The organism is Polymorphospora sp. A560 (genome assembly GCF_045781765.1).
Lineage (GTDB): Bacteria > Actinomycetota > Actinomycetes > Mycobacteriales > Micromonosporaceae > Polymorphospora > Polymorphospora lycopeni.
Genome location: NZ_CP122282.1, coordinates 6,840,491 through 6,862,850 on the forward strand (window position 1 = coordinate 6,840,491; position 22,360 = coordinate 6,862,850).

General features: G+C 73.7%; 10 protein-coding genes. 3 read left to right on the forward strand and 7 right to left on the reverse strand.

What is annotated here, in order from left to right; genetic code table 11:
* Positions 1–42: 42 nt before the first annotated feature.
* The 7 genes from QCD66_RS30825 to QCD66_RS30855 all read right to left on the reverse strand — a co-directional run bounded on the left by QCD66_RS30825 (position 43) and on the right by QCD66_RS30855 (position 18,645).
* Complete coding sequence (locus QCD66_RS30825) at positions 43–1,590, reverse strand: APC family permease (protein WP_364218384.1); 1,548 nt, start codon at positions 1,588–1,590, stop codon at positions 43–45.
* Positions 1,587–7,229 (reverse strand): SDR family NAD(P)-dependent oxidoreductase, encoded by a 5,643-nt coding sequence (locus QCD66_RS30830; protein ID WP_407566891.1) that lies wholly within the window; start codon positions 7,227–7,229, stop codon positions 1,587–1,589. Before QCD66_RS30830 ends, QCD66_RS30825 begins: the two co-directional genes overlap by 4 nt.
* Entirely contained in the window at positions 7,226–9,043 is a 1,818-nt protein-coding gene (locus QCD66_RS30835; RefSeq protein ID WP_375735238.1) for a fatty acyl-AMP ligase, read from the reverse strand. Before QCD66_RS30835 ends, QCD66_RS30830 begins: the two co-directional genes overlap by 4 nt.
* Entirely contained in the window at positions 9,036–10,331 is a 1,296-nt protein-coding gene (locus tag QCD66_RS30840) for an LLM class flavin-dependent oxidoreductase (protein ID WP_364218378.1), read from the reverse strand. The genes QCD66_RS30835 and QCD66_RS30840 overlap by 8 nt, the downstream gene beginning before the upstream one ends.
* 65 nt (positions 10,332–10,396) lie before the next feature.
* Complete coding sequence (locus QCD66_RS30845) at positions 10,397–13,804, reverse strand: amino acid adenylation domain-containing protein (protein ID WP_375735237.1); 3,408 nt, start codon at positions 13,802–13,804, stop codon at positions 10,397–10,399.
* A gap of 35 nt (positions 13,805–13,839) precedes the next feature.
* Positions 13,840–14,043 (reverse strand): MbtH family NRPS accessory protein, encoded by a 204-nt coding sequence (locus QCD66_RS30850; protein ID WP_212826898.1) that lies wholly within the window; start codon positions 14,041–14,043, stop codon positions 13,840–13,842.
* Positions 14,044–14,157: 114 nt separating this feature from the next.
* The gene (locus tag QCD66_RS30855) at positions 14,158–18,645 is read right to left on the reverse strand and encodes an amino acid adenylation domain-containing protein (RefSeq protein WP_375735236.1); all 4,488 of its coding nucleotides are present in this window, start codon (positions 18,643–18,645) and stop codon (positions 14,158–14,160) included.
* A 503-nt stretch (positions 18,646–19,148) separates the two neighbouring features.
* On the opposite strand from QCD66_RS30855, the gene QCD66_RS30860 reads away from it, so the two are divergent.
* The 3 genes from QCD66_RS30860 (at position 19,149) to QCD66_RS30870 (ending at position 22,321) form a co-directional block, all read left to right on the forward strand.
* Complete coding sequence (locus QCD66_RS30860; RefSeq protein ID WP_364218371.1) at positions 19,149–20,327, forward strand: cytochrome P450; 1,179 nt, start codon at positions 19,149–19,151, stop codon at positions 20,325–20,327.
* A gap of 70 nt (positions 20,328–20,397) precedes the next feature.
* Positions 20,398–21,663, forward strand: coding sequence for a hypothetical protein (locus tag QCD66_RS30865; protein WP_375735235.1), 1,266 nt, complete (start codon positions 20,398–20,400; stop codon positions 21,661–21,663).
* Positions 21,664–21,682: 19 nt separating this feature from the next.
* On the forward strand, positions 21,683–22,321 hold the full coding sequence (locus QCD66_RS30870) for a flavin reductase family protein (RefSeq protein ID WP_364218367.1): 639 nt from the start codon (positions 21,683–21,685) through the stop codon (positions 22,319–22,321).
* The last annotated feature ends 39 nt before the right edge of the window (positions 22,322–22,360 follow it).

Consider the following 22,360-nt stretch of genomic DNA (forward strand, 5'->3'; position numbering starts at 1 on the left):
CGGGGCGGGACGGTTGAACCGTCCCGCCCCGCCGTTTCGGGTTCAGCTGCCGGAGCCGGTGCGCTGGGCCGGGATCAGGTCACCGACCCCGCCGTCGCGGCCCACCCGGCGGGCCCGGACCGCCCCGGCGACGAAGCCGACCAGCAGCGGGCTGAGCACCAGGGCGTTGCCGGCGTAGCCGAGCCCGGTCAGCAGGCCGAGCTGCCACAGGATCAGCCCGAGCGCGCCGCCGAGCAGCACGGTGGCCAGGGCCGGCGCGATCAGCCGCTGCCAGCGGCTCTCGCCGGTGCCGGACCGGCCCAGGAAGCGGATCACCGCGAGGCTGGTGGCGATCTCCAGGGCGATCACGCCGACCAGGGTCGGCGCGTTGGTCCAGGCGATGATCTGCGTGTACGGGTCGAGCGAGGTCAGCCCGAAGCCGGCCAGCAGGCCGATCACCAGCACGGTGTGCACGATCCCGGCGACGCTGGGCGTCTTCGTCCGGCCGCCGGTGCGGGCCAGGGCCGCCGGCAGGATGCCCTCGCGGCCGAGCGAGAACAGGTAGCGGCTGCCGGCGTTGTGGAAGGCGAGCACCGAGGCGAAGAAGCTGGTGACGATCAGGATCTGCATGACCGCCGTCATCGCCTCGCCGACGAACTCGTCGTTCAGGTTGAACATCAGGCTGGACGGGTCGCCGGCGAGCAGCGACTCCAGCCGGCTCGGGCCGGCCGCCATCAGGATGACCCAGGAGATGAACGTGAAGGTCACCGTCAGCACCCCGATCGACCAGTAGGTCGCCCGGGGCACGGTGCGGCGGGGGTCGCGGGCCTCCTCGCTGTAGATCGCGGTCTGCTCGAAGCCGATGAACATGATGAACGTGATGACGAACAGCACACCGATCGACGGCGTCACCAGGTTGACCGGGTTGAAGCTGGCGAACGAGAGGCCCTCGTGGCCGCCCTGCGCGAGCACGAAGACCGCCATCACGAACAGGATGCCGATCTCCAGGGTCAGCAGCACGGCCAGCACCCGGGCGCCGATGGTCACCTTCGAGTACGACAGCGCGGCGATGACCAGCCCGGACACCAGCGCGCACGCCTGCCAGGAGACGGTCAGGCCGGCCACGGCGTCGAGCATCAGCGACGTGAAGACGCCGGCCGCCGCGGCGAAGCCGACCTGGCCCAGCGCGTACGCGACGTACGCCAGCACCGCCGCGCCGCCGCCGGCTGTCCGGCCGAAGCCGGCCGTGATGTAGGCGTAGAAGGCGCCGCTGTTGCGCATGTGGCGGCTCATCGCGGTGAAGCCGACGGCGAAGACCGCGTACGTGATGCCGGCGATGAGGTACCCGGACGGTACGACGATCCCGCCGAGGATGAAGGCGAGCCCGATGAACCCGGCCATGCCGGTCAGCGGTGCCGCCGAGGAGACGACGAAGAACACCAGGTGGTGTGCGCCGACGGCGTTGGGGCGCAGCTGGCCGGTACCCGCCGGCGCGGCGGCCGGCTCGGTCACGGCGGCCCCGGACGCCGGCGGTACGGGCGCGGCGGCCGGGGCGGCGGGGGCGGTGGGTAGCGGGTGCCGGGTGAGCACCGGATCGGACTGATCGTTCATCGGGTGGTTCCTTCCGGGTGGGCGTCCTCCAGACGCCGTACGGCCTCGTCCTCGGTGAGGCCGTCGAGCATGGCGAGCACCTGCTCCTGCGCCATCCGGGCCAGGTGTTCGACGGTGAAGTCGGTGAACGCCCCGTCCGGCTGGATGCGTACGCCGAGCACCCGGTTGACCTCGACGAGGATCTGGTTGGCCAGGACCGAGTCGCCGCCCAGCTCGAAGAACCGGTCGTGCACGCCGATCGGTTCGATGCCCATCGACTTCTGCCAGATCGCCACGATCCGCCGTTCCACCTCGTCGCGGGGGGCGACGTACGGCACGGCCAGGTCCGGCCGCACCGAGGTCGGCGTACCGATCGAGTGCAACGCCTCGGCGTCGGCGGTGGTGATCTCGGACAGGAACGACCGGCCGGTCGCCGAGGGATAGAACTGCACCAGGTCGCTGAGGTCGAACGGCAGCACCACCGGCTGCGGCAGGCCGGCGGCGATCGCCGCCTCCAGCGCGTCGAGGCCGGCGGCCGGCAGGATGGCGCTGGCCCCGACCCGCAGCTCGCGGTCGAGGCTGTCCTCGTGTTCGGCGGCCATCCCGGCGTCGGCCCACGGTCCCCAGCCGACGGAGACGGCGGCCCGCCCGGCGGCGCGCAGGTGGTGGGCGTACGAGTCGAGCCAGGCGTTGGCGGCGGTGTAGTTGGCCTGCCCGGGAGAGCCGAGGACACCGGCCGCGGACGAGAACAGCACGAACCAGTCCAGCGGGTCGGCGGCGGTCAGCTCATGCAGATGGGTCGCGCCGAGAACCTTGGGCGCCAGCACCGCGCGCACCTGCGCCGGGGCGAGGTCGAGCAGCGCGCCGTTGTCGAGCAGCCCGGCGGCGTGCACCACCCCGCGCAGCGGCCGGCCGGTGTCGCGTACCGGCGCCAGCGCGGCCGCCAGGGCGCCCCGGTCGGCGACGTCGGCGCGGACCACCCGTACGTCGCACCGGTCGGTGAGGGTCGCCGGCAGCGGCCCGTCCGCGCCGTGCCGGGACACCAGCACCAGGTGCCGGGCGCCCCGGTCGGCCAGCCGGCCGGCCACCTGGAGGCCGAGCGCGCCGGTGCCGCCGGTCACCAGGTAGACGGCCTCGGGGTCCAGGCGCAGCGGCGCACCGGCCGGTGGCCGCTCGGCGACGATCCGCCGTACGTGGCGGGCGGTGCCGGCGTAGCCGACCTCGGCGTCCGGGCCGGCGGCGGCGAGTTCGGAGCGCAGCGCGGGCACCGGGTCGCCGGCCGGGTCCAGGTCGACGCAGACCAGCGGCAGCAGCGGGTGCTCGATGGGCAGCGTCTTCGCCAGCCCCCACAGGGTGGCGCCGAGCGGCGCGGTCACCGGCCGGTCGCCGACCGGCTGGGCGCCGACGGTCGCCAGCACCAGCCGGGGCGGGCGGGCCGCGGCCGCGAAGGTGACCGCCCGGATCAGGTGCAGGGCGGACTCCACTGGCAGGGCGACCGGGTCGAGGTCCGTCGGGCCACCGGCAGCGGCCGGGTCCCCGCCGCCGGCCCGGCCGGCCGCCGGGTCGTCGTCGACGGCCAGCAGGTGCAGCACGCCGGTGAGGTCCGGGCCGGCCCGGTCGATCAGCCGGGCGAAGTCCGCCGGCGAGGTCGGGTCGAGCCAGGTCTCCCCGGCCGCCCGGGCCGGATCGGCGGCACACACCACCAGTTCGATCCGGTCGGCGTCGGTGGCGAGCTTGCGGGCCAGGTCGAGGCCGGGTCCGGCCGGCGGGGCCAGGACCAGCCAGTGACCCGGGTCGCCGGCCACCGGTTCGGCCGGCTGCTCGCGCCACAGCAGCCGGTAGTGGCGCAGCCCGTCCGGCGCGGCGGCGTCCGGCGCCGCCGTGCGGTGCAGCCGCAGCGCCCGCAGCAGGGCGACCGGCGCCCCGTCACCGAGCAGCAGTACGTCGGCGACCAGGCCGGCGGGCCCCGCCTCGGTGACGGTGGCCAGGACGTCGGTGACGGCGTCGGGTTCGCCCCACCAGGTCAGCTCGCCGGCGGCGACCGGCAGCACCGGCGCGTCACCGCCGACCGACCGGCCGGCGACGGTGGCCGCGACCGCGTGGCAGGCGGCGTCGAGCAGCCGCGCCCGCCGGGTCGCCGGGTCCGCGGCCGGCACGGTCAGCGCCGCCAGTGCCTCGTTCTCGCCGGCCAGCACGTCGGCCACCCCCCGGAACGCCGGACCGTACGACAGGCCCCGCCCGGCGAGCGCCGCGTAGAGGGCGTCGGTCGGCACCGGGTGCGGGCAGCGGGCGCGCACCGCGTCGAGGTCCGGCCGGGCCGGGGCCGCGCCCCGGGGCAGCAGGTCGGCGGTGGCGTGCACCTGCCAGCCGGTCCCGTCGACCGGCCGGGCGTGCACGGTGGCCGTACGCCCACCGTCGCGTTCGTCGACGGTGCACTGGAGCAGGACGCGCCCGTCGACCGGCAGCGGCCGGACGAAGGCGAGGTTGGCCGGCACCAGGTCGGCGTCCAGTGCCTCGGCGGCCCGCAGCAGGATCTCGGCGTAGCCGGCGGCCGGGAACACGGCGGTGCCGCCGACCCGGTGGTCGGCGAGCGACGGCAGCAGCCGGGGGTCGATCTCGGCCTGCCAGATCCGGCGGCCACCGGCGTCGGCCAGGTCGACCGGGGCGCCGAGCAGCCCGACCGGGGAGGTCCGGCCCGGCGACCGGCGCTCGATCCAGTGCCGGGTGCGGTCCCACGGGTGGCCGGGGGTGCTCACCACCGGCTGCCGGTCCGGGTAGACGTGCCGCCAGTCGACCTCGACGCCGTACCGGTAGAGGTCGGCGGCGGCCCGCAGCACACCGAGCCACTGGCCGTCCTCACCATCCACGGTGGACACCGCCGGGGTGGCGGGGGCGGTCCGGCGCAGCGCCGACCCGAGCACCGGCCGGGGGCCGACCTCCAGCAGCACCGCACCGCCGGCCACGGCCGGGTCGGCGAGCATCGCGGTGACCGCGTCGGCGAACCGGACCGGGGCGCGTACGCCCCTCGCCCAGTAGCCGTCGGTCAGCTCCGCGACCCCGATCCGGCCGGCGAGCACGGTGGAGAAGAACGGGACACCGGGTTCGCGGACCGGCGGCGCCGGCAGCCCGGCCAGCTCGGCGGCCGCGCCGTCCATCAGCCGGCTGTGGAAGCCGTACGCGACCGGCAGCCGGCGGGTCCAGACGTCCTCGCCGGCCAACTCGGCGGCGATCGCGTCGAGGTCGGCGGCCGGGCCGGACAGCACCGCCGAACCCGGGCTGTTGACCGCCGCCAGGTCGACGCGGTCGCCGTACCGGGCGGTGGCGGTGTCGGGGTCGAGCCCGACGGCCAGCATCGCGCCCGGCCCACCGCGGCCCATGGCGGCGCCCCGGCGCACGGCCAGGGCGATCCCGTCGGGCAGCGACAGCGCCCCGGCGACGACGGCCGCCGAGATCTCCCCGACGCTGTGGCCGACCACGGCGGAGGGGCGTACGCCGAAGCACTCCCACACCGCGGCCAGGCCGAGCTGGACGGCGACGATCAGCACCTGGGCGACGGCGGTGTCGTCGAGGTCGGCGGGCCGGTCGCCGGCCAGCGCCTCCTCGATCGACCAGTCGAGCAGGTCGGCCGCCGCCTCGTCGCAACGCCGGATCGTGGACCGGAAGAGCGGCTGGGTGGCGAGCAGTTCGCGGCCCATCCCGGCCCACTGGCCGCCCTGGCCGGAGAAGACGAGGCAGACGGCGGGCGCGGCCGGTGGCGCGGCCACCGGCGGGTCACCGGGCCGGGCGAGCCGGTCGGCCGCCGCGCGCAGCGCCGGCACCAGGTCGGCGGGTTCGGCGGCGACCGCCAGGCGGTACGGCCGGTGCCGGGTGCGCCTCGTCGCCATCGTCGCGGCGAGCGCCGCCAGCCGGGCCGGCTCGGGTCCGGCCGCGGCCAGTTCGGCGGTTTCCCGGGCCAGCGCGGCCAGCCCGGCCGGGCTGCGGCCGGTCAGCGGCACCACCAGCGGTCCGGCCGGCGCCGCCGGGGCCGGTACGGCGGGTGCGGCGGTCAGCACGACGTGCGCGTTGGTGCCGCCGAAGCCGAACCCGCTCACCCCGGCGTACCGGGTTCCGGCCGGCCACGGGGTCGGCTCGGTGACCACCCGCAGCCCCCAGTCGTCGAACGGGATCGCCGGGTTGGGGCGGCGGAAGTTGAGGCTGGGCGGGATCGTGCCGTGGTGCACGGCGAGCACCGTCTTGATCAGGGCGGCGATGCCGGCGGCGGACTCCAGGTGCCCGATGTTCGTCTTCACCGACCCGATCAGCAGCGGCGCGTCCCCGCCGGGCGTCCCGCCGTCGGCGGCCTGACCGCCGGGCGCCGCGTCGTCGGCGGCCGGGCCGCCGGCCGGCACGGCCGTGCCCCGGACCTCGGCCAGTGACCGGGCCTCGATCGGGTCGCCGAGCAGGGTGCCGGTGCCGTGGCACTCCAGGTAGCCGGCGGCGGCCGGACTGGTCCCGGCGTCGGCCCAGGCGGCCCGCAGCACGGCCCGCTGGGCGGCCGGGTTCGGCGCGGTCAGCCCGTTCGAGGCGCCGTCGGAGTTGACCGCGCTGCCACCGATCACCGCGTAGATCCGGTCGCCGACCGCGACCGCGTCGGCGAGCCGCTTCAGCACGACGACCCCGCAGCCCTCGCCCCGTACGTAGCCGTCGGCCTCGGCGTCGAACGTCTTGCAGCGCCCGTCCGGGGCGAGCATCCCGGCCTTGCTGAGCCCGATCGACAGCTCCGGGTCGAGGATCACGTTGACGCCGCCGGCCACCGCCCGGTCGCACTCGCCGGCCCGCAGCGCCCGGACCGCGAGGTGGACGGCGACCAGCGACGACGAGCAGGCGGTGTCGACCGCGACGCTCGGGCCACGCCAGTCGAAGACGTACGAGACCCGGTTCGCCGCGACGGCCAGCGAGTTGCCGGTCGCGGTGTGCCGGCCGATCAGCTCGCGGTCGGCGATCTGCCGGTGCGCGTAGTCGTTGGTGGAGATGCCGACGAAGACGCCGGTCGCCGAGCCGCGCAGCCCGGCGGCCGGTTCCGCCGCGTCCTGCACCGCGTCCCAGCAGGTCTCCAGCAGCAGCCGCTGCTGCGGGTCCATGCCGTCGGCCTCGGCCCCGGTGATCCGGAAGAACCCGGCGTCGAAGCCGGCGACGTCGTCGAGGAATCCGCCGTACCCGCTGACCATCCGGCCCGGCTCGGCCGGGTCGGTCGCGACGAGGTCGGCCGACCAGCGGTCCGGCGGGACCGGCCCGACGGCCGGCCGGCCGGCGAGCAGCAGGTCCCAGAAGGCCGCCGCGTCGGCGGCACCCGGCATCCGGCAGGCGAGCCCGACGACCGCCACCGGCCCGCCGTCCGGTGTGACGGCCGGTGCCGCCGCCCCCCGATCCGGACGCGGCGGGCGGGTCAGGTGGTCGACGACGGCGTCGACGGTCGGGTTCTCGAAGAGCACCACCGGGTCGACCGTGCCGCCCCACTCCCGGCCGGCCTCCTCGGCGAGGCGGGCCAGCCGCACCGAGTCCAGCCCGTTCGCGGTGAAGGTGTCGGTCGGGTCGACGTCGCCGGCCGGGCGGCCGGCGAGGGCGGCGATCCGCCCGACCAGCCAGTTCCGGAACTCGTCCGCCCGCTCGGCCGGGATCATTCGGTCTCCTCCTGTTCCGGATGGACGTCGTGCGGTTCCGGGTGGACGTCGTGCGGTTCCGGGTGGACGTCGTGCTCTTCCGGATGGACGTCGTGGTGGAGTACGGCGACGTCGCCGGCCCGTACCGCGGCGGCGGTCGCGGCCCGGCGCAGCTTCCCGCTGGAGGTCTTGCCGACACTGCGCGGCACCACCAGGTAGATCTCGTCGATCGGCACCTGGTGCTCGGTCAGCACCGCGCCCCGGATCGCGCCGGCCAGCCGGCGCAGGTGCTCCGGGTCGCGGGTGGACACCTCCTGGACGAGCGTGATCCCGTCGCCGAACCGGCCGGGACGGCTGACGGCGACGCCGGCACCGCGCCGCAGCCGCGGGTCGACGTTCTGCGCGGTCTCCTCGACGTCCTGCGGGTAGACGTTGCGGCCCCGGACGATGAGCAGGTCCTTGACCCGGCCGGTGACGAAGAGCTGCCCGTCCCGCAGGAAACCCAGATCGCCGGTACGCAGGAAACCGCCGGTGCGCAGGAAGCCGCCGGCACCGGCACCGTCGAGGCGGGCGCCGAACGCCGCCGCCGTCTGGGCCGGCTTGCGCCAGTAGCCGTGGCTGAGGCTCGGCCCGGCGAACCAGATCTCGCCGACCTGCCCGTCGGGCAGCTCGCGCCCGCCGTCGGGGTCGACGATCCGCACGTCGTGTCCGGGCGGCAGCCGGCCCGAGCTGACCAGGTTGCGGCCGGGCTCGTCGGCGGCGCAGGCGACCGCCTTGCCGGCCTGGAGGCCGTCCTCGCGGACCCGCAGGATCCGGGGCTCGTCGCCGCGCCGCGCGCCGGTGATCAGCAGCGCCGCCTCGGCCATCCCGTAGCAGCCGACCACGGTGCCCGGACGCAGCCCGGCCGGGGCGAACGTCGTCTCGAAGGTGGTAAGCACCTCGGCGTTGATCGGCTCGGCGCCGTTGAACGCGACCTCCCAGGTGGACAGGTCGAGTTCGGCGAGGTCGTCGGCGGCCACCCGGCGGGCACACAACTGGTACGCGAAACTCGGGCCGCCGCTGATCGTCGCGCCGACCCGGGTGATCAGCCGCAGCCAGCGCAGCGGCCGGTGCAGGAAGTGCACCGGCGACATCAGGTGCCCCGGGATGCCCCGGTAGACCGGGTACAGCGCGGTCCCGATCAGCCCCATGTCGTGGTACATCGGCAGCCAGGAGACGACCGTGCCGGTCGCCGGGCGGCCGACGAACCAGTGCATCGAGTCGAGGTTCGCCAGCAGGTGCTCCTGGCGCAGCATGACGCCCTTCGGCGTGCCGGTCGACCCGGACGTGTACTGCAGCAGGGCCAGCGCGTCCGGGGTCACCCGGACGGCCGGTGCCAGGGCGTCCCGCCCGGCCGCCTCGGCGTCCGGCATGGCCGTCCACGGCACCGCCGCCAGCCCGCCGAACCCGCCGGCCGCGGCGGCGAACCCCGCGCCGGCGGCACTGGTCAGCACCAGTTCGGCCCGGCAGTCGGCGACGACCCGGTCCAGGTTGGCCAGACCGGGCAGCGGCTTGGCCGGCGACGGCGGATACACCGGCACCGCCGCGACCGCGGCCAGCTGGCAGGCGAAGAAGGCCACCAGGAAGTCCGGGCCGGGCTCGAAGACCAGCACCACCCGGCCGCCCTGGGCCACCCGCCTGGCCAGGAACGCGGCGACCGCGCCGGCCCGGTCGGCGAGCTGCCCGTACGTCAGGTCGTGCCGCTCCTGCTCACCGTCGGCCAGGAACGAGTACGCGAGTTCGTCGCCCTGCCGGTCGGCGCGCTCGCGTACCAGGGCGGCCAGGGTGTCAGCCATTGCCCGGCCCCCGGCGCCCGGCACCGGAGCCGCCGACGTGCAGCCGCCACAGCGAGGCCGCGTCCAGCGCCCGCTGCGTGCCGACGTGCTCCTTGGTGACGCCCTCGCGCTCCCACAGCCGTGGGTACGACTCGACGACCTCGTCCGGCGCCGCCTCGATCGGGGTGACCCGCGACAGCGCCCGCTCGATGTACGGCTCCAGCTCGGCCTGCTTCTTCGCCTGGCGGATCGCGTGCCGCTCGGCGAACTCCGGAAGCACCGAGGTGCCGAGCAGCTCCAGCGACTCGCAGATGTGCTCGTGCTCGTACCGGCCGCCCTGCTGCAACAGGATGAGCTGGTCGACGCCGGCCTCCTCCAGCCCCCGGAAGTGCTCGCGCGCGCCGGCCGGGTCGTTGACCCCGCCGAGCCCGGCCATCGGCTCCGGCTCGCTGGCCTTGAACTCCTCCCAGAGATTGGTCCGGCCGGGTACGTGGGCGCCGAACCGGTAGTAGTGCGCCAGCGCCCACTTGAAGAACTGCTGCCCCTCCAGGCCCCGGGCCCGGGCGACCTCGGCGTCCGGGTGGCACATGACGCCGGCCAGCATCGCCACGTTCGGGTTGACCGTCTGCCCGATCGGGGTGCACTCCCGCTTGAAGGTCTCGTAGTACTCGTTGACCCAGAAACGCGCCTCGCCCGGATCCATGAAGGAGAAGGTGAGCGCGCCGAGGCCGAGCCGGGCGGCCATCTTCAACGTGTCCCGGTTGGTGCAGGCCACCCACATCGGCGGGTGCGGCCGCTGCACCGGCTTCGGTACGACGTTGCGCGACGGCATCGAGAAGTACTTGCCCCGGTAGCCGGGGTAGGGATCAGCGGCCATCATCCGGGCCGCCTCGCGGGCCCCTTCGGCCCACATCGCCCGCTTCTCGATGTAGTTGACGCGGAAGCCCTCCAGTTCCAGCCGGGAGCTGGACTCGCCGGTCCCCCACTCCACCCGGCCGCCACTGACCAGGTCGAGCATGGCCACCCGTTCGGCGACCCGGGCCGGGTGGTTGTAGGCCGGGGCCATCAGCGCGATGCCGTGCCCGACCCGCATCCGGGTGGTGCGCTGGCTGACCGCGGCGAGGAACACCTCCGGGGCGGTGGAGTGCGAGTACTCCTCCAGGAAGTGGTGCTCCTGCGCCCAGGCGTAATCGATGCCCGCGGCCTCGCCCAGCTCGGCCCAGGTGAGGGCGTTGTTGATGAGGTTCTGTTCGCTGTCGGCCGCCCACGGCCGGGGCAGCTGAAGCTCGAAGAACATGCCGAACTGCATCGGTTCCTCCAGGTCACGATCCGGTGGACGCGGTCGAAGTCACGACGCCGGTGGAAGCCGGCCCGTCACGGGGCCGGCGGCCGCTGGCCCTGCTGCGCCAGCAGGCTGGCGAGCAGCCCGTCGAGCTTGTCGTCCGACAACTCGCCGACCATGCGGCGCAGCCCCTCGCGCTCGTCGGCGAGCTGCTTGCGCCGGTCCTGATCGGCGGAGATCAGCGTGGCCAGGTGCTCCACCGTCGGGGAGGCGAAGAGCTTCTGCATGACGATCTCGACGCCGTACCGCTCCTGCATCCGCACCACGAGCTGCGCGGCCCGGATCGAGTGGCCGCCCAGCTCGAAGAAGTCGTCGTGCAGGCCGACCCGGTCGATCTCCAGGAACTCCTCGACGTCCTTGGTGATCTCGATCTCCAGCGCCGTGCGCGGTGCGACGTAGGCGACGTCGGTGCGGCGCACGTTGCCGGCCGGCGCCGGCAGCGCGTTGAGGTCGACCTTGCCGGTGCCGGTCACCGGCAGCTCGGGAAGCACCACGAACCGGTCCGGCACCATGTACGCCGGCAGCGCGTCGCGCAGGTGCCGGCGTACGGTCGGCACCAGGTCGGTGTCCGGGTCGCCGGGCCGGGCCCGCCGCACCAGGTACGCCACCAGGAGCTGGTCGTCGGTCGACGGGTCGGGGAACACGGTGACCGCGGCCTGGGCCACCGCCGGGTGCCGTTCGGCGACCGAGGCGATCTCGCCCAGCTCGATCCGGAAACCACGGACCTTGACCTGCTCGTCGCGCCGGCCGGCGAACTGCAGCGTGCCGTCCGGCCGGTAGCGGGCGAAGTCGCCGGTGCGGTACATCCGGGCGCCGGGCTCGCCGGCCGGGTCCGGCACGAACCGGTCGGCGGTCAGGCCGGGCCGGTTGGCGTAGCCGCGGGCCGGCGCGACCCCGCCGACGCAGACCTCGCCCACCGCGCCGATCGGGACCGGTTGCAGGTCCTCGTCCAGCAGGTGACAGGTGACGTTGCGGACCGGGCGGCCCAGCGACACCGGCCCGTCCGGGTCGAGCCGGGTGACGGTGACCCAGACGGTGGCCTCGGTGGGGCCGTACTGGGTCCACGCCGAGCGCTGGGTGGTGGCCAGGTAGTGGGCCAGGTCGTCGCCGACCCGCTCGCCGCCGACGAGGGCGTCGATGTGGACCTGCTCGGTGGCGCCGCGCAGGAGCTGCCAGACGGTGGCGGTGCCGGAGATCGTGGTAACCGCGCCGGCCCGCAGGGCGTTGGCCAGCCGGTTGCCGTCGACCATGTCCTCGGCGTCGACGAGGTGGACGGTGCCGCCGACCGACAGCGGCCCGAACAGTTCGGCGACCGAGGCGTCGAACGCGGGCGAGGCGATCGCGCCGAGCACGGTCCGCTCGTCGAAGCCGTGTTCCTCGGCGAGCGAGACCAGGTAGTTGACCGCGGACCGGTGGGTGACCGCGACGCCCTTCGGCCGGCCGGTCGAGCCCGAGGTGTAGATCAGGTAGGCCAGCGCGTCCGGGTCGACCGCCGGCGGCTCCCAGGTGTCGGGCGCGTCCGCGCCGGCGTCCGATTCCGGCCCGGCAAGTTCCGCGCCGGGGTTCGGCTCCGGCCAGAGCAGTACGGTCAGCTCCCGGCCGGTCTCCGCGGTGATCCGGGCCGCCTCGTCGGTGCTCGCGCAGACCAGCACCGTCGCCCCGGCGTCGTCGAGGGTGGCGGCGAGCCGGCCGGGCCGGTACGCCGGGTCCAGCGGCAGGTAGCAGCCGCCGGCACGCAGCACGCCGAGGGCGGCGCTGACCAGGCCGGCGCCGCGTTCCAGGCAGACCGCGACCGGGGTCTCGGCCCGTACGCCGGCCGCGGCGAGCCGGGCGGCCAGCCGGTCGGCGGTCCGGGCCAGCCCGGCGTAGTCGAGGGTGCCGCCGACCCCGGTGACCGCGGTCGCGTCGGGCCGGGCGCGTACCTGCCCGGCGACCAGTTCGGTGATCGTCCCGGCCGGCGCGGGCCGGCTCGGTCCGGCCGACCAGCGGGCCAGCACCGCGCGCTCGTCCGGCGGCAGCAGCGTCTGCTCGGCCAGCGGCAGGTCGGGGTGGGCGACCAGGTCGGCGACGGCGGCGGTGAGCCGGGCGGCCAGCCGGTCGGCGGTGACCGCCTCGAACAGGTCGGTGCGGAAGACCAGCCCGCCGTGCAGGGTCGGCTGGTCCCACATGTGCAGTTCGAGGTCGGCCCGGCTGGTCCGCCAGCCGAGCTGGATCGGCTCGGCGGCGAGGCCGCCGAAGTCGCGTACCGGGCCGCCGGGCTGCAGCACGAAGGTGACCGGCAGCGGCCCGGCGTGGGCGGCGCTGCGTGGCAGGTTCAGGTCGGCGACCACCTGGTCGAAGGGCAGCCGCTGGTGGGCCAGGGCGGCCAGCGTGTTCAGGCGTACCGAGGCGAGCAGGTCGCGGAACGTGGCGCCGGCGGTCACCTCGTTGCGCAGCGCCACCGTGTTGGTGAAGTTGCCGAGCATGCCGTGGGTCTGCCCGAGTTCGCGGCCGGTGACCGCGCCGCCGACGACGATGTCGCGCTGCCCGGTCCAGCGGTTCAGCACCACGGTCAGGGCGGCCAGCAGCACGTGGTACGGGGTGGCGTCCTGGGCCCGCGCGAGGTCGCGTACGGCCCGGTCGACCGGCTCCGGCAGGCTGACCGGGCGCCAGTCGCCGGCGTACCCGAACTCCGGCGGGCGGGGCAGGTCGGTGGGGAGTTCGGGGGCGCGCATCCCGGCCAGCCGGTCGCGCCAGTAGTCGCGTTCGGTCGACAGGTCGCCGGCGGTGTCGTGCTGCCAGGCGGCGAAGTCGGCGAACCGGGGGCCGGGCGCGGGGGCGGCGGGTGCGGTGCCGGCGAGCCGGGACCGGTAGTGCCCGGACAGTTCGCGCAGCGCGACGCCGAGCGCCCAGCCGTCGGCGATGACGTGGTGCACCACCAGCAGCATCAGGTCGGTGTCGGGCAGCCGGTAGACGACCAGCCGGGCCAGCGGCCCGGTGGCGAGGTCCATCGGGGTGTCGGCCGCCTCGCGGGCCTGCTCCAGCGCCTGCGCGCGGGCCCGGTCGGCGGGCAGGTCGGTCAGGTCGACCCATTCGGCGACGGGGCGGGCCTCGTCGCGGATCACCTGCCGCGCCTCACCCTCGACGGTCGCCACGACCGTACGCAGGACGTCGTGCCGCTCGACCAGGTCGGTCAGCGCGGCGTCCAGCGCGGTCGGGTCGAGCCGGCCGTCGAGGGCGACGCAGTGGCTCAGGTTGAAGGCGGCGGAGCCGGGCAAGAGCCGGTCCAGGAACCACAGGCGGTGCTGGGCCGGAGTCAGCGGTGCCGGCCCGGTCCCGAACGCCGGGATGGTCGGCTCCGCGACGGCCGGGGTGCCGGCCACCGACTCACCGGCGCGCCAGCGGCGCAGCAGCTCGGCCTTTGCCGCCGACAGCTTCGGGCCGGCTTCGGGATTGCTCATTACCTGCCTCCGCAAGTGGTTCCGGGATCGGGGATTCAGGCGCCCATGCGCTGCCGGAGCGACTTCGGGCGCAGGTCGGTCCAGACCTCGTCGACGTGCGCCAGGCAGGCGCCGCGCGGCCCGGTGAACCCGGTCTCCCGCCAGCCGGCGGGCAGGGTACGGCCGGCCGGCCAGACCGAGTACTGCTCCTCGTCGTTGACCACGACGGCGAACGTGGACAGGTCGGTGTCGGTGCTCATCGGTGCGTCTCCTCGGGGGTACGGCGGTCGGGGTGACCGCGCGCTGCCGGTCTTGGGGCGTTGGCGGGTGACGGTGGCGCCTCCCCGGGTGGGGTACGGGGAGGCGCCACCGGGTCACCGCCGCCGGGGGAACGCCTCCGGCGGGTCGAGCTGGCCGTGGCGGACCAGGTAGGCGAGGCAGTCGTGCATGTACTTCTCGTCCAGCGGGGCGGGCTTGTAGCCGGTGCCCTTGATGCCGTCGAGGAGGTTGATGCACTCCGACCGGTTGTCGATGGCGTCCTCGGTCTCCATCGACATCTCCAGTCCGGCGTCACCGCTGGTGTAGAGCAGCAGGACGGGGACCATCGGGTAGATCGGGTGGTCCGGGCCCGCGTTGATCGCCAGCTGGACGGCCTCGTCGAAGTCGACGGTGTCGAACTTGTAGCCGAACGACTGGATCCAGGGGAACAGCGCGTTGTGCGGGATCGCCTCGGTGTTCCAGAGGTGGTAGATGTTGCCGAGCGACGCCTCCTGCCGCGACACGTGCACCATCGCGGCGCTGGCGTAGTCGAGGGTGATGGCGTTCATCGACTCCGGGTAGTCGGGCAGGATGCCGAACTCCAGGAAGCCGCGCAGTGCGGTGAGCACGTAGTTCTGCGCGTGGCAGGCACCGGTCTTCGGGTGCCCCATCATGATCGACGGCCGGTAGATGCTGACCGGCAGGCCGCGCTGCTTGGCCTTCATGATGATCTTCTCGCTGACCCACTTGCTCTGCGGGTAGCTGAAGGGCACCTGCGGCGGACGGCTCGGCAGCTCCCGCTCGAGGAACGGCCGGTTCATGTGACCGGCGATGAAGACGTCGATGGTGGAGACGAAGTGCACCTGCTTGGCCTTGTAGCGCGAGGCCAGCCGGAGCATCTCGACCGTGCCGTCCACGTTGGGCGCCTTCAGTGCCGAGTACGGCATCGAGAAGTTGACCAGCGCGCCGTTGTGGTAGATGACGTCGATCAGCTTGGCCAGGTCGTCGAAGATCGACGGCGACAGGCCGAAGAGCGGCTTGCCGAGGTCACCGACGACCGCCTTGACCCGGCGCTCGAACCGGTCGTCCCACGGCACCTCGTAGTGGGCGCAGGTCTCCTTGAGCCGCCGGATCGCCCCCGGTACGTCCCGGGCCCGGACCAGGCAGTAGATGTCGGCCTCGGTCTGGTCGATGAGCTGGTCGAGCAGGAAGACGCCGAAGTAGCCGGTGGCGCCGGTGAGCAGGATCGCCTTCGGGGCGAAGAAGTCCGCCTGCGCCAGGTTCTCGCCGGTGATCGTCTCGTCCAGCTCCGACTCGCGGTCGAGGTCGTCGGCCGCGTCCCGGGTGGCCTTCAGACCCTCGAAGCCCTCCCGCTCGTAGAGCTCGACGCGGGCCGCCACCCCGGCGACGGTCGGCGTGCTGAACAGCGCGTGCAGCGGCAGTTCCAGGCCGTACGCCTTGGACAGCCGGGCACCGACCCGGGAGAGCTGGAGCGAGCTGCCGCCGAACGAGAAGAAGTCGTCGTGCAGGCCGACCCGGGCGACACCGAGCGCCTCGGAGAAGACGTCGGCGATCTCCTTCTCGATCCGCCGGCGCGGCACCTCGCCGCTGGGCAGCGAGATCGGCGTGGCGACCGGGTCGGGCAGGGCCCGGCGGTCGACCTTGCCGTGCGCGTTGAGCGGGAACTCCTCGCAGACCACGATCTGGCCCGGCACCATGTAGTGCGGCAGTTGCCGCTTGAGGTGCGCGACCAGGTCGGTCTCCGACGGCGGCGCGGCCGCGTCGGCCGGGATGATCCAGGCGATCAGGTCGGCGTCGTCGCCGGTCGGGTGGCGGCGGGCGTCGGCGACCGCGCTGAGCACCCCCTCGTGGCCCTGGAGCACGTTCTCGATCTCGCCGAGTTCGATCCGGAAGCCGCGGATCTTCACCTGGGTGTCGACCCGGCCGAGGAACTCCAGCCGGCCGTCCGGCAGGTGCCGGGCCAGGTCGCCGGTGCGGTAGATGCGGGCGCCGGGGGTGCTGGCGAACGGGTCGGGTCCGAACCGGTCGGCGGTCGCGCCGGCCTGGCCGAGGTAGCCCCGGGCCAGCCCGTCACCGGCGACGTAGATCTCGCCGGGCACGCCGACCGGCACCGGGTTGAGCTGCTCGTCGAGCAGGTAGACCCGGGTGTTGTTGATCGGCCGCCCGATCGGGACGCTCGCGCCGTCCTCCTCCGCGGTGGAGAGCTGGGCGGTCGCCCAGACGGTGACCTCGGTGGGTCCGTAGTCGTTGTAGAGGTGTGCCCATGGCAGGGTCTTGTAGTGGTCCACGGCGAGCTGCGCCGGGAAGACGTCACCACCGGCCGAGATGTCCTTCAGCGAGATCAGCTGACGGCCGCCGGCGGCGAGCAGGAGCTGGTAGTACGACGGCATGTGGGTGATGTGGGTGACCCGCTCGTGCTGCACCAGCCGGGCCAGCAGCGCCGGGTTGCGCACCTGGTCCTCGCTGGGCAGCACCACCCGGCCGCCGCTGGTCAGCGTCCAGTAGAGACCGGCCGCCGAGGCGTCGAACGACAGGGCCACCGGGATCGCGTACGCCTCGGGCGCCTCGCGGCCGAAGCCGCCGCGGGCCAGCGTCGAGTTGACGATCTGCCGGTGCGGCACGACGACGCCCTTCGGGCGGCCGGTCGAGCCGGAGGTGTAGATGACGTACGCGACGTTGTCGGCGTCGACCAGCTTCGGCAGCGGCTCGTCGGATTCCGCGTCGACGTCGGCGGAGTCCGGGCGGACCCACACGTCGCTCGCCTCCTGGTGGAACGCGGCCTGGTCGTCGGCGGCGACCATCACCCGGATGCCGGCGTCGGCCAGCAGCGAGCTGAGCCGGTCGGCGGGCTGGTCCGGATCGATCGGCACGTAGCCGCCGCCGGCCTTCATCACGCCGAGGAACGCGACGACCGTGCCGATCTTCCGGCTCGCGGTCACCCCGACCAGCGTCTCCGGGCCGACCCCGAGGGCGCGCAGCCGCCGGGCCAGCCGGTTCGACCACGTGTCCAGCTCCTGGTAGGTGATCCGGTCCGAGCCGGCCATGACCGCCAGCGCGTCCGGCGTACGGGCGGCCTGCGCGGTGATCAGGTCGTGCAGCAGGGCGTCGCGGGGGTAGTCGACCGCGGTGTCGTTCCACTCCGTGAGCACCTTGGCCGTCTCGGCCTCCGACAGCATCGGCAGGCTGGCGCAGCCCCGGTCCGGCTCGGCCAGCGCCCGGGTGAGCAGCGTGGTCAGGTGCTCCAGGAACAGGCCGATGGTCTCGGACTTGAACAGCTCGGCGTTGTACTCGCCGTGCAGCAGCGTCCGGCCGTCCTCGGTGTGGCGCAGGTAGACGGTCAGGTCGAAGGCGGCCAGGCCGCTGTCGACGTCCGCCAGCCGCCAGCTCGCACCACCGATCTCGCGGGTGTCGAACTTCGGCTGGCTGTCGACGAACCGGATCTGGTGCAGCGGCGAGCGGCTGAAGTCGGCCTCCGGGCGCAGCTTCGCCACGACCTGCTCGAACGGCAGTTGCTGGTGCGCCCGGGCCTGCTCGGTGTTGGCGTGCACCTGGTCGACGAGCTGGCGCAGCGTCGTGTCGGCGCCGACCTCGCTGCGTACGACGACGGTGTTCTCCAGGGTGCCGAGCGTGTTGGCGAGTTCGGCGTCGTCGCGGCCGGCGACCGGGATGCCGATGGCGATGTCCTTCTCGCGGGTGTAGCGGGCCACGACGGCGAGCAGGCCGGCCATCGCCACCGACGACAGGTCGGTGCCCTGCGCCGCGGCGAGTTCGCGGGCGGCGGCGACCAGTTCCGGGCCCAGCTCCACGGTGCTGCGGGCACCCTTGAGCAGCGGCATCCGGTCGAGCGGACGCGGGTGGTCGATCGGCAGGTCGAGGTTCGGCACGGCGGCCAGCCGCCGGGTCCAGAACTCCATCTCGCGGCGGGCCGCGGCGGTGCCGAGCCAGCTCCGCTGCCGGTCGACGACCGCGGTGACCGACGCCGCCACCGGCGCCTCCGCCGGTTCACGGCCGGCCGACAGCGCGTCGTACGCCTCGGCGAGCTGGCCGAGCAGCAGGTCGGCGGTCACCTCGTCGGCGATCATCTGGTGCGCGGTGAGCTGCACCTCGTGGTGGTCGGCGGTGCGCCGTACGACGGCGACCCGGGCCAGCGGGGCGACGTCCAGGTCGAAGGGACGGCCCGCCTCCCGGACCCGCACCTTGTGCAGCGCCTCCTCCGCCGGCTCGGCGGTTCCGTCGCCGACCTCGAACGTGGCGATGCCGGGCCGTACGGCGCCGGCGTCGGCGAGCGCGGCCACCGGCCGGCCCTCCACGCTGACGAAACTCGTGCGTAGTTGCTCATGCCTGTCGACCAGCAGGTTGAAGGCCTGCTCCAACCGGCTGACGTCCAGTTCGCCCGTCACGTCGACGGTGCGTACGACATGGGTGGGGACCTGTGGCGAGACCTGGTGCAACACCCAGTACCGACGCTGCGGGGGCAGCAGTCGCTCACCTTCCCGGTTGCCGTCCTGGCCGAGCAACTGGGCCAGGAGAGCACGCTTCTCCTCATCGGACAGCTCTGCTACCTGTTCGCGGACACTCGACACCGTGTGCTCCGTCCTCTCTCGATCCAGGGCTCCAATAACTGAGCGGATCAACGCGGATTACACGTTAACGAGTCGATCGGAAAACAAGCTGATGCTTGATAGATTTCTTGCTGACTCTCTGCCTGGCCACTTCGTTTCCGGAACACCGCGCGACGGCCGGACCGTTCGCTTTCAGGAATTAGAAAGATCTGTCAGATCCGCTTGACCCGTTTGCGCACCGGGCCGAAGAATCCAGTTACGCCTCGCCCAGGTAGACAATCGATTCGCATTATCCGGCTCAGTCGTCAGGGGCGAAGTGCCGTAACGCGTGGGCGCGTCCCTGGCTTTCCCCGGTCCGCCATCGCGAAAGGAGGGAAGGCCATGCGTTACCTGCACTGAAACTAGGGTAGTGCGCCGTGGCCCGGCCGGCGTGGCCGGGCCACGGCCCACTCGATCGCACGCACCACTTCTCGGCCACGGAAACTTCTCACCGGCCGCCCCGCCGGCCAGATCGGCAGACCGAAGTGAGCTCCCAGAAGGAAATCTTCAATCCGCTCGACCCGCACACGATCCGCGACCCGTACCCGGTCTACCGGCAGCTACGCGAAACGGATCCGGTGCACTGGCACGAGCAGTTGGGCGCCTGGATCCTGACCCGGCACGCCGACTGCCTCGAGGCGCTGAAGAATTCGGCCGTCTTCGCGGCGGATTTCCGCAAGGTCGGGATTCCCACGCCGGGGCCGTTGCTGAGCCTGCAAACCCTCGACCCGCCGGACCAGACCCCGCTGCGCCATTTCGCCGTCGACGCGCTGCGCTCCCAGGACCTCGGCGCCCTGGAACGCAACGCGGTCGAACGCGCCGAGCGGCTGCTCGACGACCTGGCCGGACGCGACAGCATCGACTTCGTCAGCGACTACGCCACCCCCTTCACCCTGGGCACCATCTCCGATCTCGTCGGGATGCCGCCGCCGGAGAAGGACGAGGAGTGGCGGCAGCGCAACGACGAGCTGCACCGCAGCATGGACGCCGGCCTCGACCCCAACAGCGAGGAGGCCGGTCTCACCGCCCGGCAGCACTTCAGCGACTTCGTCGCGCGCTGGCTGGCCACCGGACCCGCCGACGGGATCTCCGGGTACGTCGCCACCAACCGCGCCAAGGTCGACTACCCGGACGCCGTGCTCTTCAACTCGCTGCGGGCCTTCTGGCACGCCGGCTTCGAGGTACCGGCCCGGTTCCTCGGCAACGCCCTGACCACCTTGCTCGCCAACCCCGACGCGCTCGAACGGATGTGGTCGGACGTCGACACCGGTGTCGAGGAACTGGTCCGGTTCTCCGGCCCGGTCCACGTCGTCAGCCGGGTCTGCACCGAGGACACCACGCTGGGCGGGGCCCGGCTGCGCAAGGGCGACATGGTCGTCATCGTTCTGGCGGCCGCCAACCGCGACCCGGCGCGCTTCGACCGGCCCGAGGAACTGGTGATGGACCGGGCGCCGAACCCGCACCTCGGCTTCGGCCGCGGCACCCACTCCTGCCTCGGCAACATCATCGCCCGGATCGAGGGACGGGTCGCCCTGACCGCGGTCCTCAAGCGCTACCCCGATCTGCGGGTCAGCGGCGAGACGCACTTCTGGGAGAACGCCACGCTGCGTGGCCACTCCAGCATCCCGCTGAGCCTGACCGGTGCGGTGCCGGTCGGAAGCTGAGACGTCGGTTCAGATTTCGGCGGGGACGGGCCTCAGGCGCGTCCCCGCCTCTGCGATGAGGAGCAGTGTCATGGTCGACCCGGCCGAGCCCGCCCCGTCCGGCGGCGTACCGCTGCTGGTGGTCGGTTATCCGGTGCAGTGGGAACGGGCCCGCTTCGACGCGTCGACCCGCGCGGTGTGGGCCAGCGCCGAGGCCAGCCTCGGCATGCTGATGGACGCCATGCAGCGCGGCGGCAACAGCACCGAGGTCGCCCGGCGCTTCGAGTTCGCCGTGGACAGCACCGCCGCGCTGGCCGCCCGGCTCGACGCGATCGCCCCGGTCGAGGAGCCGTGGCGGTTGCCGCCCCCGGTCCCGGTGCACTCCGACTACTTCCGGGTCCGGCACACCCCGCTGACACCGCACCAGCAGGCCGCGCAGACCGCCGTGGCGGTGTTCCGTACGCTCGCCGACCTCCGCCTCACCATGCTGGAGATCAACGACGTGCTCGCCGAGGTCGCCAGCATGTCGCTGCTCTTCCGGCTGCTGCGGCCGGCGTCGGCCGGCGGGACGAACGGCTCGACCCCCGACGGCCCCCCGGTCGACGTACCGGCCGGACCACCGCCGACCCAGCCGGCGGCGCCGAACGGTTCCGCCGGCACGGCGGCGCCGAACGGTACGGCCGCCGGCACGGCGGCGCCAAACGGTACGGCCGCCGACATGGCGGCGCCAGACAACCTGGCGGAGTCTGCCGCGGCGTACCGGCCGGACGGGGACTGGATGGACCGCTGGTTCCTGGTCCACCACTACTACTTCGTGCTCAACGTCTACGCCGCCGCGCTGATCCACCGGGCGGTGGAGCACACCCGGGCCGGCGCGGACGGGCCCGCGGCGGCCGCCCTGGCCGACGCCGCCGTCCTGATCCGCGGCTTCACCGCCGCGATGATCCACAGTGGTGCGATGCCGGCGAAGTACTACCAGGACGTGGTCCGCCCGACCATGTCGCCGCCGTACGTGCCGATCAACCTCACCGGCGTCATGCAGATCGAGCACCGCCGCTACCGGGCCGCGGTCGAGGAACTGATCACCGCCGTGCCCGAGCCGTACGCCGACCTGATGCTGACCCGCCCCGAGCTGGCCGACGCCCGCGACGAGGTGCTGGAGGCCGACCTGCTCGACCTCGAACGGCACATCACGCTCGCGGCCGTGCTGGTCGGCGGGGAACGGTCCCTGGTCCAGCCCGGTACGACGACCCAGAACGCGACGAGCACCCTGCGGAAGATGCGCCACATGAGGGCCGCCAACTACTGCCCGCTGATGCAGTTCGGCGACCGGTGGCTGACCCGGATGTCGCGCTGACCCGCCGATTGGAGTCGCTATGACCATCCAGCCCGCGCTCGCCCCCAGGGAACTGGACGAGCCCCTGGAAGTCGATCCGGCCGACTGGTCGAAGCCGGACGTCTACCAGCTCATCACCTCGCTGGTGGTGCCCCGGCCGATCGCCTGGATCTCCACGGTGTCGCCCGCCGGCCGGCGCAACCTCGCCCCGTACTCGTACTTCAGCCTGGTCGCCGACCACCCGCCGCACGTCGCGTTCAGCTCCATCGGGGAGAAGGACACGCTGCGCAACATCCGGGCCACCGGCCAGTTCGTGGTGAACCTGGCCGACCAGGGGCTGCTGGAGCAGCTCGACAACTCCGGCGCACACTTCGGCCCCGACCAGGACGAGTTTCTTGAGGTGGGGGTGACCCCCGTGCCGTCGGTCCGGGTCCGGCCGCCCCGGGTCCGGGAGGCGAAGGCGCACATGGAGTGCGAGGTCGCCGGTATCCACCCGGTCGGCAACGGCAACCTGGTGCTGGGCCGGGTCGTGCACGTGCACGTGGAGCCGGGCGTGTGGCGCGACGGCCGGGTCGACAGCACGCTGATGGATCCGGTGCTGCGGCTCTCCCGCTGCTACGGCCGGCTCAGCCCGGAGGTCACCGCGGAGGAGGAGCCCGCCCCGCACGTGTTCACCTGACCGTACGACGAAGGTGGGGTGGTCACCGAGGTGACCACC

Bases quoted from the DNA above. Each gene is read 5' to 3' on its own strand.
- QCD66_RS30825 (WP_364218384.1), bottom strand. From the start codon at position 1,590: ATGAACGATCAGTCCGATCCGGTGCTCACCCGGCACCCGCTACCCACC.
- QCD66_RS30830 (WP_407566891.1), bottom strand. From the start codon at position 7,229: ATGATCCCGGCCGAGCGGGCGGACGAGTTCCGGAACTGGCTGGTCGGG.
- QCD66_RS30835 (WP_375735238.1), bottom strand. From the start codon at position 9,043: ATGGCTGACACCCTGGCCGCCCTGGTACGCGAGCGCGCCGACCGGCAG.
- QCD66_RS30840 (WP_364218378.1), bottom strand. From the start codon at position 10,331: ATGCAGTTCGGCATGTTCTTCGAGCTTCAGCTGCCCCGGCCGTGGGCG.
- QCD66_RS30845 (WP_375735237.1), bottom strand. From the start codon at position 13,804: ATGAGCAATCCCGAAGCCGGCCCGAAGCTGTCGGCGGCAAAGGCCGAG.
- QCD66_RS30850 (WP_212826898.1), bottom strand. From the start codon at position 14,043: ATGAGCACCGACACCGACCTGTCCACGTTCGCCGTCGTGGTCAACGAC.
- QCD66_RS30865 (WP_375735235.1), top strand. From the start codon at position 20,398: ATGGTCGACCCGGCCGAGCCCGCCCCGTCCGGCGGCGTACCGCTGCTG.
- QCD66_RS30870 (WP_364218367.1), top strand. From the start codon at position 21,683: ATGACCATCCAGCCCGCGCTCGCCCCCAGGGAACTGGACGAGCCCCTG.